The 15,439-nt window shown below is 64.6% G+C and carries 15 protein-coding genes; 11 read left to right on the top strand and 4 right to left on the bottom strand.

The window, feature by feature from the left end; translation table 11 throughout:
* The first annotated feature begins 21 nt into the window (after nucleotides 1-21).
* The 6 genes from hyi to ACTJKL_RS05655 all read left to right on the top strand — a co-directional run bounded on the left by hyi (nucleotide 22) and on the right by ACTJKL_RS05655 (nucleotide 5,271).
* Nucleotides 22-837, top strand: a complete 816-nt coding sequence (gene hyi / locus ACTJKL_RS05680) for a hydroxypyruvate isomerase (RefSeq protein WP_100671367.1) — start codon at nucleotides 22-24, stop codon at nucleotides 835-837.
* Between the two features lie 5 nt (nucleotides 838-842).
* On the top strand, nucleotides 843-1,727 hold the full coding sequence (locus ACTJKL_RS05675) for a 2-hydroxy-3-oxopropionate reductase (RefSeq protein ID WP_275599383.1): 885 nt from the start codon (nucleotides 843-845) through the stop codon (nucleotides 1,725-1,727).
* 113 nt (nucleotides 1,728-1,840) lie between these two features.
* A complete protein-coding gene (locus ACTJKL_RS05670) occupies nucleotides 1,841-3,109 on the top strand; it encodes a glycerate kinase type-2 family protein (protein ID WP_440852404.1) in 1,269 nt (422 codons plus the stop codon).
* A gap of 47 nt (nucleotides 3,110-3,156) precedes the next feature.
* Entirely contained in the window at nucleotides 3,157-3,648 is a 492-nt protein-coding gene (locus ACTJKL_RS05665) for an ureidoglycolate lyase (RefSeq protein WP_275599381.1), read from the top strand.
* A gap of 98 nt (nucleotides 3,649-3,746) precedes the next feature.
* Entirely contained in the window at nucleotides 3,747-4,670 is a 924-nt protein-coding gene (locus tag ACTJKL_RS05660; protein ID WP_440852601.1) for a DUF930 domain-containing protein, read from the top strand.
* 25 nt (nucleotides 4,671-4,695) lie between these two features.
* Nucleotides 4,696-5,271, top strand: a complete 576-nt coding sequence (locus ACTJKL_RS05655; RefSeq protein WP_440852403.1) for a DUF1349 domain-containing protein — start codon at nucleotides 4,696-4,698, stop codon at nucleotides 5,269-5,271.
* A gap of 34 nt (nucleotides 5,272-5,305) precedes the next feature.
* Here ACTJKL_RS05655 and ACTJKL_RS05650 read toward each other — a convergent pair whose 3' ends face one another.
* Entirely contained in the window at nucleotides 5,306-6,325 is a 1,020-nt protein-coding gene (locus ACTJKL_RS05650; protein ID WP_324764583.1) for a LacI family DNA-binding transcriptional regulator, read from the bottom strand.
* Nucleotides 6,326-6,536: 211 nt separating this feature from the next.
* Between ACTJKL_RS05650 and ACTJKL_RS05645 the strand changes: the two genes are divergently transcribed.
* Genes ACTJKL_RS05645 through ACTJKL_RS05635 form a run of 3 tightly spaced genes read left to right on the top strand, consistent with a single transcriptional unit; the run spans nucleotide 6,537 to nucleotide 10,401 of the window.
* Nucleotides 6,537-8,117: a sugar ABC transporter ATP-binding protein gene (locus ACTJKL_RS05645; RefSeq protein ID WP_440852402.1), complete on the top strand. Its 1,581-nt coding sequence runs from the start codon at nucleotides 6,537-6,539 to the stop codon at nucleotides 8,115-8,117.
* On the top strand, nucleotides 8,114-9,436 hold the full coding sequence (locus tag ACTJKL_RS05640) for an ABC transporter permease (protein WP_440852401.1): 1,323 nt from the start codon (nucleotides 8,114-8,116) through the stop codon (nucleotides 9,434-9,436). Before ACTJKL_RS05645 ends, ACTJKL_RS05640 begins: the two co-directional genes overlap by 4 nt.
* The gene (locus ACTJKL_RS05635; RefSeq protein WP_411926588.1) at nucleotides 9,433-10,401 is read left to right on the top strand and encodes a substrate-binding domain-containing protein; all 969 of its coding nucleotides are present in this window, start codon (nucleotides 9,433-9,435) and stop codon (nucleotides 10,399-10,401) included. Before ACTJKL_RS05640 ends, ACTJKL_RS05635 begins: the two co-directional genes overlap by 4 nt.
* Nucleotides 10,402-10,505: 104 nt before the next feature.
* On the opposite strand, the gene otnK is transcribed toward ACTJKL_RS05635, so the two are convergent.
* Genes otnK through ltnD form a run of 3 tightly spaced genes read right to left on the bottom strand, consistent with a single transcriptional unit; the run spans nucleotide 10,506 to nucleotide 13,480 of the window.
* The gene (otnK, locus tag ACTJKL_RS05630; RefSeq protein WP_440852400.1) at nucleotides 10,506-11,783 is read right to left on the bottom strand and encodes a 3-oxo-tetronate kinase; all 1,278 of its coding nucleotides are present in this window, start codon (nucleotides 11,781-11,783) and stop codon (nucleotides 10,506-10,508) included.
* A gap of 3 nt (nucleotides 11,784-11,786) precedes the next feature.
* A complete protein-coding gene (gene otnI, locus ACTJKL_RS05625; RefSeq protein WP_440852399.1) occupies nucleotides 11,787-12,563 on the bottom strand; it encodes a 2-oxo-tetronate isomerase in 777 nt (258 codons plus the stop codon).
* Nucleotides 12,564-12,574: 11 nt separating this feature from the next.
* On the bottom strand, nucleotides 12,575-13,480 hold the full coding sequence (gene ltnD / locus ACTJKL_RS05620; protein WP_275599375.1) for an L-threonate dehydrogenase: 906 nt from the start codon (nucleotides 13,478-13,480) through the stop codon (nucleotides 12,575-12,577).
* Between the two features lie 141 nt (nucleotides 13,481-13,621).
* On the opposite strand from ltnD, the gene ACTJKL_RS05615 reads away from it, so the two are divergent.
* Together ACTJKL_RS05615 and otnC are read left to right on the top strand one after the other, a co-directional pair.
* Entirely contained in the window at nucleotides 13,622-14,626 is a 1,005-nt protein-coding gene (locus ACTJKL_RS05615) for a LacI family DNA-binding transcriptional regulator (protein ID WP_440852600.1), read from the top strand.
* A gap of 15 nt (nucleotides 14,627-14,641) precedes the next feature.
* The gene (otnC, locus tag ACTJKL_RS05610) at nucleotides 14,642-15,319 is read left to right on the top strand and encodes a 3-oxo-tetronate 4-phosphate decarboxylase (protein ID WP_440852398.1); all 678 of its coding nucleotides are present in this window, start codon (nucleotides 14,642-14,644) and stop codon (nucleotides 15,317-15,319) included.
* Nucleotides 15,320-15,439: the final 120 nt, after the last annotated feature.

Below are 15,439 nucleotides of genomic sequence, written 5' to 3'. Positions count from 1 at the left end.
TTACCACAGAGGAGTGATCGCATGCCGAGATTTGCTGCGAACCTGACGATGCTGTTCAACGAGGCGCCTTTCCTCGACCGTTTCGCACTGGCCGCCAATGCCGGGTTCGAAGGCGTGGAATATCTCTTCCCCTACGAATTCGAGAAGGTGGCGCTGCGCGGCGAACTCGACCGCCACGGCCTGACGCAAGTGCTGCACAACCTGCCGGCCGGCAACTGGGCCGGCGGCGAACGGGGCATCGCGATCCTGCCGGATCGGATCGACGAATTCCGCAAGGGGGTCGCCACGGCCATCGACTATGCGACCGCGCTCGGCTGCCGTCAGGTCAATTGCCTCGTGGGGATTGCCCCCGACGGTGTGCCCGACAGCGTGCTGCGCACGACCCTCGTCGCCAATCTGAAGCTTGCGGCGGCCGAACTCGGCAAGTGCGGCATCCGCCTCCTGATCGAACCGATCAACCGTTTCGATATCCCCGGCTTCTATCTCAACACGGTCGGGCAGGCGGCGTCGATCATCGAGGAGGTGGGGAGCGACAACCTCTTCGTCCAGTACGACCTCTACCACCAGCAGCGCACCGAAGGCGAACTCGTCGGCACCTACAGGCGCTACCGCGAAAAGATCGCGCATATACAGCTTGCGGACAATCCCGGACGCAACGAGCCGGGGACCGGCGAGATCAACTACCCCTTCGTCTTCGACGCGTTGGAAGCAGCCGGCTATGACGGCTGGATCGGGTGCGAATACAAGCCGCTGACGACCACCGCGGAAGGACTTGGGTGGCTCGGCACCGAGCGCCGGCGCAAACAATCCGCAGACATCATCCAAATCAGGAGCTAAGCACGATGGCATCTATCGGTTTCATTGGACTGGGTATCATGGGCACGCCGATGGCGCGCCACCTTCAGGATGCCGGTCACAAGATCATCACGTCCAAATTCGCCATCCCGCCGCGCCAGGAGCTCGTCGACAACGGGCTGGAAATCGTCGAAACGCCGAAGGCGCTCGCGGAAACGGTCGACACGATCATCCTGATGCTGCCGGATACGCCGGAAGTGAAGGATGTCCTGTTCGGTGAGAATGGCGTCTATTACGGCCTGGGCGAGGGCAAGCTCGTCATCGACATGAGCTCCATCTCGCCGATCGAAACGAAGGAGTTCGCCAAGAAGGTACGCGAAACCGGTGCCGAATATATCGACGCCCCGGTTTCCGGAGGCGAGGTCGGCGCCAAGAACGCCTCTCTCAGCATCATGGCCGGCGGCAAGCCGAGCTCCTTCGAACGCGCCCTGCCGCTCTTCAAGCTGATGGGCAAGAACATCACGCTGGTCGGCGATTGCGGCGACGGTCAGGTCACCAAGGTCGCAAACCAGATCATCGTGGCGCTGACCATCGAGGCAGTCTCCGAGGCGCTGGTCTTCGCGTCCAAGGCAGGAGCCGATCCGGCCCGTGTCCGCGAGGCGCTGATGGGCGGCTTCGCATCGTCGCGCATTCTCGAGGTCCATGGCGATCGGATGATCAAGCGTACCTTCGAGCCGGGCTTCCGCATCTCGCTGCACCAGAAGGACCTGAACCTCGCGCTGCAGGGAGCGAAAAGCCTCGGCATCTCGCTGCCGAACACGGCGGCGACCCAGGAGCTCTTCAACAATTGCGCCGCCAATGGCGACAGCGGGCTTGACCACTCCGGGCTCGTGCGGGCGCTCGAGCGGATGGCGAACCACGAGGTCGCATAAGTCGCGATCGAGGACGCGCATGATCGGCCGGCGGCCTCATCCGTCGGGGAGATCATGCATCCGGGCGGCGGAAGGAGGAGCCGCCGCCCGCGTATTTCCAAACGGGAGGAACAATGGCCGCCATCGCCAACCCGCGTCAATTCCTGGAGAGCCTGTTCGCCTCTGCGGTGTCCGCCGCTGATCCGGAACGCGTCATCGCCGCAAATCTGCCGGAGCGGCCGAAGGGGCGAACGGTCGTCATCGGAGCCGGCAAAGGCGCCGCTCAGATGGCCCGGGCGTTCGAATGCGCCTGGGAGGGGCCGCTCAGCGGCGTGGTCGTCACGCGCTACGGTTTCGGCGCGCACTGCAGGCAGATCGAGGTGCTCGAAGCCTCCCATCCCTTGCCGGACGAGGGCGGGCTGAAGGCATCGAAGCGGCTCCTCGCGGCGGTCAGCGGCCTGACCGGGGATGACCTGGTCGTGGCGCTGATCTGCGGCGGCGGTTCGGCGCTCCTGCCGGCACCACCACCGGAGCTTTCGCTCGAGGATGAAATCGCCGTCAATCGGGTGCTACTTGCGTCGGGCGCGCCGATCAGAGCGATGAACGCGGTACGCAAGCATGTTTCCTTGATCAAGGGCGGCCGCCTTGCCGCCGCGGCCCATCCGGCCAGGGTCGTCTCTCTCGTCGTCTCCGATATTCCCGGCGACGACGCGGCGCTGGTCGCATCCGGCCCGACGGTCGCCGACGCAGCCAGCCGCCACGACGCCCTGAAGATCGTCGAGCGCTATCGCCTCGCTTTGCCGGAAAAGGTCATGCGCTGGCTGGCGAGCGCTGCGGCGGATGCACCGAGACCTTCCGATCCGCGCCTTGCCCGCAACGAGGTGCGGCTGATCGCTTCGGCAGGCGTCTCACTGGAGGCCGCGGCATCCAAGGCCCGGTCCGCGGGCGTAGAGGCCGTCATTCTTTCCGATGCGATCGAAGGGGAGGCACGCGACGTCGGGCTCGTTCATGCGGCCATCGCGCGCGAGACGGCGCTGCGCGGCCGTCCCTTTCCGAAGCCCGCCCTCATCCTTTCCGGCGGCGAAACGACGGTGACGGTCCGGGGCGAAGGTCGCGGCGGGCGCAACAGTGAGTTCCTGCTGTCGCTGGCGCTCGGCATCGACGGTATCGGCGGGATCTCGGCGCTCGCCGCAGATACCGACGGCATCGACGGATCCGAGGACAATGCCGGCGCCTTCGCCGATCATACGACGATCGCGCGCCTGCTGGCGCGGCGCCTGGATGCCGCCGCGCTGCTTCAGAAGAACGACAGCTGGGTGGCCTTCGATGCGCTTGGAGACCTTTTCAAGCCGGGGCCGACGGGCACGAACGTCAATGATTTCAGGGCGGTGCTGATCCAGTGATCGGTGCCGGCACCCAAAGGCAATTGGTCAACCAGGGAGGAAAGACCATGATACCTCTACCGATCCGCCCGCTTTCGCACGGCGAGTTCGCGCCCTTCGGCGACGTCATCGAGCCTGACGATGCGAAGAGCTTTCCGATCAACGCCGGCAAATGCATCCGCTATCACGACCTTGCGAAGGTGGAGACGAGCGGCCCGGAAGCCCGAACGCTGGTCAGCCTCTTGAAGGGCGAGCCCTACGAGATCCCCCTGACGCTGAAGATGGTGGAACGGCATCCGCTCGGAAGCCAGGCCTTCATCCCGCTGACGGGAAATCCCTTTCTCGTGGTCGTCGCGCCCGACGAAGGCGGGGAACCCGGCGAGCCGATCGCCTTCGAGACCGCGCCGGGCCAGGGGGTCAACATCGCGCAAAATGTCTGGCACGGAATTCTGACGCCGCTTCGTTCGACCTCCGAATTCGTCGTCATCGACCGCGGCGGCAGCGGGTGCAATCTCGAGGAGCATTTCTTCGAAAAGCCTTATCAGGTCGAATACGCTTGACCGACGTGCGTCCCGCACTTGTTGCGGGGCGCTCGAACTCTTAGGTTCGGTGCTTCCGAGTCCGTGATCTTTGAGCAATGCAGCACTTCGCCAGGAAAATGTGGGGGGAAACCGGTTGGGGCATGCCGACCTCACTCGCCCTGCACCTGGCGCTCGCCTTCTTGCTGCTGGTTCGGCTGCCGGAATTGTCTGCGCCGGCAAAGGAGCAAAGCGTCAGCGTCGAGCTCGTTGCGCAGCCGAAGAGCGCGGAAAAGCCCGAGCAAAAGCCGAACGTGGCCAAGAGCGAGCAAACGCGTCCTCAGCCTGAGGCATTCGAGTCGGCCGCAGCGCCGGTCGAAACGGAAAAGCCGCCTCGGCCCGAATTGCCTCCGGCCGCGCCGAAGAAGACCGAAACGCCGAGCGAGACGCCGGAGGCCTCGCGCCCTGCCCCGGCAAAAAAGGAAAACACCGCCAGCGAAAAGCCGGCGGAAAGCAGGACCGCGCTTGCGGAATTGCGCGTCGATGCCCGGAGCGCAGCGAAAGAGGCGGCCGATGCCGCAGCCACGCCGCCGGCTGCAGCTGTTCCCCAGGAGAAACCGGTCGTGGAGGAAGCGAGGGCGGACCCGGCGCAAAAGCCGGCCGAGGCCATGGCCGAACGCCAGTCGAACCAGCTCGTCCAGGCGAAGGAACTCTATTCTGAAAACGCCCTGTCGGACCCCCGCGTGAAACAGGCGATCGGCAGGCTGCCGCCGAAGAAGCGGATCGTGCAGCTCTGCAGCATCGAAGCGCTCGAGCAGGTGCGGCGTGAAATGCCCGGCGCCTTTCCGGACATGCTCGTTCCCTTCGGCCCTTCGGGGGGCTTCATCTCGCCGACGGGCCTGAACGCCGATGGCGGCGCCTTCCGCAGCCGGTCGACATGGTACGCCATCGACTTTAAATGCGAAGTGAGCCCCGAGACGACATCGGTCACTTCCTTCAGCTTCGCGATCGGCAAGGCGATCCCGAAGAGCGAGTGGGGTGCGCGACAGCTCCCGAGCAATTAAACACTGGGACGGATGGAGGGACAGAATGGCAAGCGCCTATCGCTGGCTGAACGAGCCGGCAAGCTGGGAGGGCGACGAACGCGATCTGTCGCTCAAGACCGACGCCAAGACGGATTTCTGGCGCGAAACCTTTTACGGCTTCGTGCGCGACAGCGGACATGCCTATCTTCGTCCGGTTTCAGGCGATTTCACCGCCTCGGCGACGATCGTCGGCCGGTATGAGCAGCTTTACGACCAGGCCGGTCTGATGCTGCGGCTCGACGAACAGAACTGGATCAAATGCGGTATCGAATATACCGACGGGCTGATGCATTTCAGCGTGGTCGTGACACGCGGCGTATCGGACTGGTCGGTCATTCCGTTGCACGCAAGGGCGCCTTCGGACCCACTGGAGGTGCGGCTGACGCGGCATGGCGATGCGGTGCGGGTGCAATTCCGCTTTGGCGAGGAACGGTGGCAGATGGCGCGACTCTGTCCCTTTTCCGCCGCTGATGCCGAGGCCGGCGTCACGGCCTGTTCGCCGGAGCGCGCGGGCTTTGCGGCAAGGTTCCGCGATTTGAATTTCGGCCCGCCGATCGCTCGCGCCTTGCACGACGACTGACGCCCCGATAACGCGATCCTTGTGCGAAAATGGGTCAGGCGATCGCGCGCGGCGTCAGGCTGCCGGCCGGCCGGCAGGAGTCGCGAATCACCAGTCTTCCCTGAAGCACGAGCCGGCGTGGCGCTTCCGGGCTAGCGCCGGAAAGGCGGTCGAGCACGAGCTGCGCGGCCTGTTCGCCGATCGCCTGGACCGGCTGGGCGATCGTCGTCAGATGCGGCTGGAAGACGTCGGCCCAGGGAAAATCGTCGAAGCTTGCGACCGAAACGTCGTCCGGGCAGCGAAGGCCGATATCCCGGATCGCCTTCATCACCCCGATGACCATCAGGTTGTTGGCGGAGAAAATCGCCGTTGGCCGCTCGGGACTTGTCAGCAGCTGGATCGCCGCGGTGTAGGCGTCCTTCTCCCGAAAATTGCCGATCCGGATCAGGTCCTCCTCGCAGGGGAGGCCCGCCGCCTCCAACGCTGCCCGATAGCCGGCAAGACGCTCCCGTCCGGTCGAAGTGTCGAGCGAGCCCGAAATATAGCCGATGCGCCGATGGCCGAGGCCGAGCATATAGACCGTTGCATCCTGAACCGCGCGACGATTGTCGAGCACGACCGCATCGGTGTCGATGCCGTCGCAAAGCCTGTCGATCAGCACGGTTGGAAGATTGGCGCTAGCGATCATGCGCTTCAGCGTCTCGTCGTCTCCGGCCGGCGCGATGATCAGGCCGTCCACGCTCCGGTCGATCAACAGGGCGATCTGCTCGTCCTGCAAGGCAACGTCCTCGTCATTGCAGCAGAGCATCACGGCGTAGCCGGCCCGATGCAGCACGTCCTGGATCACCGCCACGACATCGGTGAAGAAGGGATTGGTGATATCGGCAACCATCAGGCCTACGGTGCGGGTCGTGCCGAGCTTGAGGCTGCGGGCGATCGCGTTGCGCTTGTAGCCTATGAGGCCGATCGCCTGCTCTATGCGGCTGCGCAATTCCGGACTGACCGGGGCCGAGCCGTTGATCACGGCCGAGACCGTCGCCACAGAGACATGCGCCGCCTTGGCGACGTCGAGCATGGTCGGTGCACCGGATTTCCGAGAATTTCGTCGCTGCTGCATTTCTTCTGAAACGTTTAGATGATTTGCTCGCGAAACTGTATTTGAATTGCTGGAATTAGGCAATCAAGTCCGGAACCGCCTGCTTGACAGTGTCGAAACGTTTAGAATAGGCTGCAGGAAATAGGCGAATAGAGCGTCAGATGTCGGCGGTAGGGAGGCTGCCAATATCATGCGCGATGCTATCCCCCGTGATTCGGTCACCAAAGAATCCGGCCGGCCAGTTCTGGCGGCCGAAGCGGTTTCGAAATCGTTCGGCGGCGTCGCGGCGCTCAAGGATGTGCGCTTCGAACTGCGCGCGGGCGAAATCCATGCGCTCATGGGCGAGAATGGCGCCGGCAAGTCGACGCTGATGAAGGTCTTGTCCGGCGTCTACCCGGACTACGAGGGCACCTTCCGCGTCGATGGAGAAACCGCCCGCTTCTCCAATGTGCGCGATGCCGAGGCGGCCGGAATCGCCATCATCCATCAGGAACTCAACCTCGTCCCCGAACTCGGCGTCGCCGACAACATCTTTCTCGGCCGCGAACGGGTGATCGCCGGTCTTTTCGTGGATCGCAAGGCGAGCCTGGAGGCCGCACGAGGGCTGTTGAACCGTCTCGGCATCGAACTCGACCCGGAGGCGCGCGTCGGGCAGTTGCGGGTGGGCGAACAACAGCTCGTCGAGATCGCGAAGGCCCTTTCCGTCGAAGCGCGCATTCTGATCATGGACGAACCGACCTCGGCGCTTTCGCCCGGCGAGTGTCGGCGCCTCTTCAAGATCATGCGGCAACTCGCGGCCGACGGCGTCGGCATCATCTATATTTCGCACCGGATCGACGAGGTCATGCAGCTCAGCGATCGGGTCACCGTCTTCCGCGACGGCCGGCATGTCTGGACCCGGCCGATGGCCGGACTGGACGAGAATACGATCATCGCCGCAATGGTGGGCCGCAACCTCCTCGACGCGCACCCGGCCGACCGGGGCAACGGCGGGGGCGAGCCCGTCCTTTCGGTAAGGGACCTGTCGCTTGCCGTGCCCGGACGCCACGGCTGGCGCGACGTGCTGAAGGGCGTGAGCTTCGACGTTCGCGCCGGCGAGATCCTCGGCATCGGCGGCTTGCTCGGCGCGGGGCGCACGGAAATCCTGGAGACGATCTTTGCATCGAATGAAGGCCTTCGCGGCGGTGATATCCGGCTGGACGGCATCGCCGTCGATATCCGCTCGCCACGCGATGCTCGCCGCCTCGGTTTTGCTCTGGTGACGGAGGACCGCAAGGCGAAGGGGCTGCATCTTCACGAATCGATCAGAGACAATGTGGCCCTGCCGCTTGTTGGAAGGCTCGCCCGATTCGGGCTGCGCTCCTTCGAAGGCGAACGTGCGCTCGCAAAAGGGGCAGTCGATGCGCTCGGCGTGCGCTGCGCGAGCACCGACCAGGCGGCCGGAACCCTGTCCGGCGGCAACCAGCAGAAGGTCGTCATCGGCAAGTGGCTGGCGACCGGTCCGCGTGTCCTTCTTCTCGACGAGCCGACGCGCGGCATCGACGTCGGTGCGAAGCGCGAGATCTACGATCTCATCTTCAAGCTCGCCGGCGACGGGCTGGCGATCGTGGTGGTCAGTTCCGAACTGCCGGAGCTTTTGCTCCTCGCCGACCGCATTCTGGTGATGGCCGAGGGACGGCAGACCGGGCTCGTCTCCCGGGAGGAGGCGAGCGAGGAGCGCATCATGCAGCTCGCCGCCCCGCGGAGCGCACGCGGAAGGGCGGTTGCATGAATTTCCTGAGGGCTCTCTCCCGTACGAAACTCTATTGGGGGCTGATCGCCATCTTCCTGATCGGAGTCCTGTCCTCGCCGGTAACGTCGTCGGGCAGAAACATCTTTCTCTCCTCCGGCAATCTCCTCGACGTGTTGCGGCAGGTATCGACCACCGGGCTGATCGCCACCGGCATGACGGCCGTCATTCTGACCGGCGGCATAGACCTTTCGGTCGGCTCGCTGATGGCGATCTGTACCGTCGTCTGCGCAATGCTCCTGACCGTTCCGGGGGACACGGCCGCCCTCTATCTGGGGCTGCCGTCCGTCGGGCTTGCCGTTCTGGTCGGCGGTGCGGCGGCAGTACGCTTCGTCTTCCTGAATATCGAGAAATCACGGGCGGGCGTGACACATGTCCGCGACATCCGGCTTGACCGGACCCGCGGTACCGTTCTGCCCGCCGCAGCCGGCGCCGTTCTCTGTGCCCTGGTTCTAAGTTTCCTCTTGCCTCAGATGCAGACGAAATTCGGCGTGCTCGGCGTTCTGCTCGTGGCGCCGGCGGTCGGACTCATGTTCGGCGCGGTCAACGGCGCGATCATCGTGGTGGGACGATTGCAGCCCTTCATCGTCACGCTTGCCATGATGGTCACGGCGCTCGGCATCGCCCGGCTCACCGCCGGGCAGAACAACGCCGTTCTGCCGGTCTATACCGGCAGCAATGCGACCGCCGATTTCGATATGCTGCGGCAGCTCGTCTTCGGCATCGTGCCGATGCCCGGCATATTCTTCATCGTCGCGATTCTTCTCTATGGCGCGGTGCTGCGGTTCACCCCCTTCGGCCGCTATGTCTATGCGATCGGCGGAAACGAGGAGGCGGCGCGCCTTTCCGGCATCAATGCGGGCCGGGTGAAGATCGTCACCTATGCGGTATCGGGTCTTCTCGCGGGCATCGCCGCGGTCCTCTATGTGGCCCAGTACCGGCAGGGCAAGCCGGACGCTGGCGCGGGCCTCGAATTGGATGCGATCGCGGCAGTGGTCATCGGCGGGACGAGCCTGATGGGAGGGCGAGGGAGCCTTGCCGGGACGTTCTGCGGCGTCCTGATCTTCGGCCTGCTCTCCAATATCCTGCAGCTCCACAACATCAATTCCAATCTTCAGCTGGTGCTGAAGGGCGTGATCATCATCGGCACGGTGCTCGTTCAGGAGCGCAATGCCTACGACCTTCTCGCGCAATTGCGGCTGCCGGGCGCAAGCCGGCGCCCGGCCCAAGGAGATACGTCCGCCGAGGAGCGGACGTCGGGAGAGACGTTATCCATGACAATGGGAGGAAAGAAGAAATGAAACGCCGTGACATCATCAAACTGACGGCGGTCGCCGCCGTTCTCGCCGCGACGACCGTGCTCATGCCGGCGCAGGACGCCCTGGCTCAGGACAAGAAGTTTCGCATCGGCTTCAGCCAGGCGACGACGATCGAACCGTGGCGTGCGCAGTTCAACAAGGACATCATCGCCGAGGCGGCAAAGCATCCGGACGTCGAACTGATCATAACCGACGGTGAGGACAGGACGGAAAAGCAGGTGGCAGACGTCGAGAACCTCATTCGCCAGGAGGTGGATGCCTTGCTCGTGTCGCCGAAAGAGTCCGCAGGGCTCACCGGCGTGGTGCAGCAGGCGATCGATGCCAAGATCCCGGTCTTCGTTCTCGACCGCAACGTCGAGACCGACCAGTACACCCAGTTCGTCGGCGGCGACAACAAACTGATCGGCCGCGCGGCCGGCGAATATGCGGTCGAGCTTCTCGGCGGAAAGGGCAAGGCTCAGGGCAATATCGTCGAGATATGGGGCGGCATGGGCACCCAGCCGGCCCACGACCGCCACGACGGCTTCCACGAGTTCACCGACAAGGAGCCCGGCATCAAGAACCTGCTCGATCAGCAATCCGGCGACTGGAAGCAGGACCAGGCCTACAACATCATGGCGACGGCGCTGCGCAACAACGAGAAGATCGATCTCGTATACGGCCACAACGATCCGATGGCCTATGGCGCCTATCTGGCGGCGAAGGACGCAGGTCGTGAGAAGGAAATGAAGTTCATCGGCATCGACGCGCTCCCGAACGAAGGCGTGACCTGGGTCAACAATGGCGAACTGACCGCGACCTTCCTCTATGCAACGCCGGGAGCAGAGGGTCTACGCCAGGCGGTGAAGTTCCTGAAGGGGGAAAAGGTCGAAAAGACCGTCACGCTCGACACGATGAAGGTGACCAAGGAAAACGCCGCGCAGATCCTGAAGGACAACGGCCTGTAAGATCCGTCGCGCGGACGCGCTGCGCCAAGCGCTCTACTCGGTCCGATTTGAGGAAGCGTGCAGCGGGCGGGCGGCGGATACGGGGGGACCGCCCGCCTTCCCTCTCACCGCATCATAGACAGCGCCGTGGCGAAGAAATCCTCGCCGCCGAAATTGCCCGATTTCAGCGCCAGCAACATCTCGTTTCCGGCAGTGCCGATCGTCCTCAGCACGGGGACGCCGGGCGCGATTTCCGGACCGATCAGGAAAGCCGGAATCCCGAGCCTGTCGACGGTCGCGCCGGAGGTCTCTCCGCCGGCGACGACGAGGCGTCTCACGCCGCGCTCTACCAGTTCGCCGGCGATCGCGGCGGTCGCCGTTTCGATCGCGTGCCCGGATGCCTCTCGCCCGTAGCGCGCCTGCAGACGCGAAACGACCTCGGGCGCGGCACTCGCGGCGATGGCGACGGGGCCTTGAGCAATCCGTTCCCCGGCCCAGGCGACGGCTGCGGAAATCTCGTCCGATCCGGCGAGGAGCTTTTCCGTGTCGAGCCGCAGCACCGGCATATGGCGTTCCGCCGCGTCGAGCTGCTTCAGCGTTGCCGCCGAACAACTGCCTGCGACCACCGCGGCAAGACCGCCGACGGGGCGGATGGCGTCGCTTTCCCCGTCGCTTGCCGAAGCGCGGCCGGAGCGCAGAAGCGCGCGAGCGAGGCCGAGACCCAGGCCGGACGCGCCGGTGGAGACGGGCATCTCGAGCGCCGCTTCGCCGAGCGTTTCGAGATCGCGTTCGAAGACGGAATCCGCGATAGCCGCGGCGGCGCCTTCGGCGCGTAACCGATCGAGCCGCGCCTTTACCGCATCGGCTCCGCGCGTGACGGTCGGCAGGTCGATGAGGCCGGCCTTGCCGCGCGACTGGCGGGTGAGCACCCGCACCAGATTGGCATCGCGCATCGGGTTGAGCGGGTGGTCTTTCAACGGGCTTTCGTCGAGCGGCTGGCCGTTGACGAAAAGATGGCCGAGATAGACGGTTCGCCCCGTTTCCGGAAAGGCCGGCGTAACGAGGGCGAAGTCGCCGCCGGAGACGCTCAGAAGCGCTTCGGTCACCGGCCCGATATTGCCGAGATCCGTCGAATCGAAGGTGGAGCAGATCTTGTAGAGGACGTGGGCGGCGCCTCGGCCGCGCAGCCAGCTTTCGGCCGCGAGGGCGGCGGCCACGGCCTCCTCCGCTGCGACCGACCGGATCTTCAGGGAAACGACCACTGCATCGACGTCGGGCAGGGCGAGCGACGGATCGGGAATGCCGACCGTCTGCACGGTGCGAAGCCCGTTCTTCGTCAGCGTATTTGCGAGATCGGAGGCGCCCGTGTAGTCGTCGGCGATCGATCCGAGCAGGATTGTCATGGGTCAGCTCCGTCGAAAGGGTTTGAACCAGCCGAGGCCGTCCAGCGTCCGGCCGCGCGGGTTATATTCGCAACCGACGAAGCCGCCATAGCCGAGCCGGTCGATTTCATCAAAGAGGTAGCGATAGTTCAGCTCCTCGCCATCGGGCTCGTGCCGCGAGGGTACGCTGGCGATCTGGATGTGGCCGGTGACCGGCATCAGATGGCGGAGCGCCATTGCGACGTCGCCGTGCAGGATCTGCCGGTGATAGATGTCGAATTGCAGCTTCAGGTTGGGGAGCGCCAGTTCGGCGATGAGCCACTCGGCGGTCCCGAAATCGTTGAGGAAATATCCCGGCATGTTGCGTCCGTTGATCGGTTCGACGAGGAGATCGATGCCTTCGTCGGCCAGGCGCCCGGCGGCGTAGGCGACCGAGCGGCGGTAACGGGATGCGGCCTCCGGGTCGCGCGGATTAGCAAGACCAGCCATCAGGTGCAGGCGCTTGGCGCCGGTCGCCGCCGCGTAGTCGAGCGCCTTGTCGACATCCGATTTCAACCCGTCGAAGCGGCCGGGCAGGGCGGCGATGCCGCGCTCGCCGGCTGCCCAATCGCCCGGCGGCAGGTTGAACAGCGCCTGCTCGAGCCTGTTGCGGGCAAGCCGTTCGGCGATCGCTTCCGGCGGCACCTCGTAGGGAAAAAGGTACTCGACGGCGGCGAACCCGGCGTCGGCGGCCGCGTCGAAGCGGTCGAGGAACGGCCACTCGGTGAACATCATCGTCAGATTGGCGGCAAAAACGGGCATGCGCGTCTTCCTTAGGGATTATTCGTGCCGGGCAACGTGGCCCCGGAGAGCTGAGCGTAGAGCCGCGCGAGGGAGGAATCGTCGTCGCGCCCCATGCCTGCGCCCGAGGCTGCAAGATACATCTGCAGTGCGGCCGCCACGAGCGGCACCGGATAGCGCTCCGCGCGCGCCATATCCTGGACGATGCCGAGGTCCTTCACAAAAATCTCAATGGCGCTCAGCGGGGCGTAATCTCCCGCCAGCACATGCGGGATGCGGTTCTCGAACATCCAGGAATTGCCGGCCGAGGCGGTGATCACCTCGTATACTTTGTCGAGGTCCAGCCCCTGTTTCGCCGCGAAGGCGATCGCCTCGCAGGCGGCCGCGATGTGCACGCCGGCGAGAAGCTGGTTGATCATCTTGAAGGCGGCGCCGGTCCCGGCAGTCTCGCCGAGTTCGTAAACCTTGGCGGCCATGGCGTCGAGGGCCGGTCGGGCGGCGGCGAAGGCCTGCGGCGAGCCCGAAGCCATGATCGTCAGTTCGCCCTTCGATGCCTTTGCCGCGCCGCCTGAGATCGGCGCGTCGAGATAGTGAAGCCCGAGTCCTTCGAGCCGCTGCGCCAGGTCGCGCGCGATCGCCGGATCCATTGTCGCGGACGATATGAAAACGGCGCCGGGCTTCATCGCGTCTGCAACGCCGTCCCGGCCGAACAGAACGGCTTCGGTCTGCGCGCCGCTCACGACGACCGAAACGACGATGTCGGCGCCCGTCACGGCTTCGCCTGGCGTGCCGGCTCCGCGACCGCCTTCGGCGACGAAACGTTCCACTGCGGGCGGGGCAACGTCGTAGCCAAACACGTCGAGGCCCGCGCTTTTCAACGAGCACGCCATACCGAAGCCCATCGAGCCGAGCCCGAGCACTGCGATCTTCGATGCCATTTCGTCTCCTCCAGTTGCCGGTCACTCGTTCTAGGGATTTTTGGCAGCGCTGCCAACCAAAATTGGTAGCGCTGCCAAAAAAATCCGCCTATGAAGTCGATGAGAGCCGTGAATGGTCTCGTCAAACTGGACAGGCGCGAAGTGGCGACGGACTTCAAGCAGCAGACACCCGTAACGCTCGCAGAGGTGGCGGAAGCCGCGGGCGTGGGTGAGAGCACGGTTTCCCGCGTGCTGCGCAATCACGGCTCGTTCTCCGGCAAGGCCCGCGAGCGCGTGTTGGATGCGGTCGAGCGGCTTGGCTACGTGCCGAACCGAATCGCCGGAACCTTGGCCTCGGCGGGGTCCCGGCTCGTTGCCTTCGTCATCCCGTCGCTCACCAACATCGTGTTCCCGGACGTGCTGCGGGGTGCAGGCGCCGTTCTGGAGGAAAATCGCTATCAGGCCGTCTTTTCCGTCACGGACTATGAGCCGGAGCGCGAGGAGGCCCTCGTCGCCGCCATGCTCGCCTGGCGGCCGACGGCGGTGATGCTTGCCGGCTTCGAGCATACGGAAGGCACGCTCAAGATGCTGCGGGCGAGCGGCTGTCGCGTCGTCGAACTGCTCGACATCGACGGGAGCGCCATAGACCTGGCGGTCGGCTTTTCCAATCGTGAGGCGGGTCGGGCGAGCGCCGAATTCCTGTTGAAGCGCGGTTATCGCCGGATCGGCTATGTCGGCCACGATCTCGACCGCGACACACGCGCCGGCAAACGCTTCGACGGCTTCCGTGAAGCGCTGAACCTGGCCGGCGTCGCCCTTGTGGATCGGGAAATCCGTCCGGGCGCTTCTTCGGTTGGGAGCGGGCGGGCGGGGCTCGAGCAGCTTCTTCAAAGGGTCCCGGGACTTGATGCGGTCTATTTCTCGAACGACGACATGGCGCTCGGCGGATATTTTCATTGTCTTGCACGCGCCATTTCCGTCCCAACCAGGCTCGCCCTTTTCGGCCATAACGGCCTCGATATCGGCCAGGCCACGCCGCAGCCTCTGACGACCATTCGCACGCCTCGCGTCGCGACGGGAAAGCTGGCGGCCGAGTTGGTCATCAACGATCACCCGTCTCACATCGCCGATCTTGGATTTGAACTGATCGAAGGCGATACAGCCTGAACGAAAGGACCACCAATGTCCGAAACGCGTCTTCGCGAGGAAATCTGCCGCTACGGCCGGTCTCTCTTCGAGCGGGGCCTGACCCCCGGCTCTTCCGGAAACATATCGATGAGACTCGATGACGGCGGCTGGCTGGTGACGCCCACCAATGCCTCGCTCGGCTTCCTCGATCCAGCGCGTATTTCGCGCCTCGATGCCGGCGGTCGGGTTGTCTCGGGCGACAAGCCGACCAAGGAGATCCCGCTTCATTCCGCCCTCTACGAGACGCGCGGCAGCGCCCGTGCCATCGTGCATCTCCATTCGACCCACGCGGTCGCGCTGACGATGCTGCCGGAGATCGATCCGCAAGCGGCCCTGCCGCCGATGACGCCCTATTATCTCATGCGGGCCGGGGAGACTGCGCTCGTGCCCTATTACCGCCCCGGAGACCCGGCCGTCGCCGATGCGATCCGCGGGCTTGCGGGCAAATATTCCTCCGTGCTGCTTTCCAATCACGGTCCCGTCGTCGCCGGCGACACTCTGGAGGCCGCGATCTTTGCGACGGAGGAACTGGAAGAGACCGCAAAGCTCTACCTGCTGCTGCGCAACCTTAATCCCCGCTATCTCAGCCCGCAGCAAGTCGCCGATCTTGCCAAAACCTTCAGCCTCGACCTGCCGTCGCTCGGCGACCATGAGGGACATGATCACGGATAGAGTGCCTCCCTGCGTCTATTCTCAACCGGTCTGGATCCGCGTGTTCAACCGGGTTGATGGTCGACATTTTGGACCGGGATGATTGTCGACAGATTTTGGGTTGCGGCAGGTTCAGCGGGT

It is taken from the genome of Sinorhizobium sp. 22678 (genome assembly GCF_052044265.1).
Taxonomy (GTDB): Bacteria; Pseudomonadota; Alphaproteobacteria; order Rhizobiales; family Rhizobiaceae; genus Sinorhizobium; species Sinorhizobium meliloti_A.
Note: the sequence above shows the minus strand (reverse complement) of the source record. Positions and strands in the feature narration are given on the sequence as shown.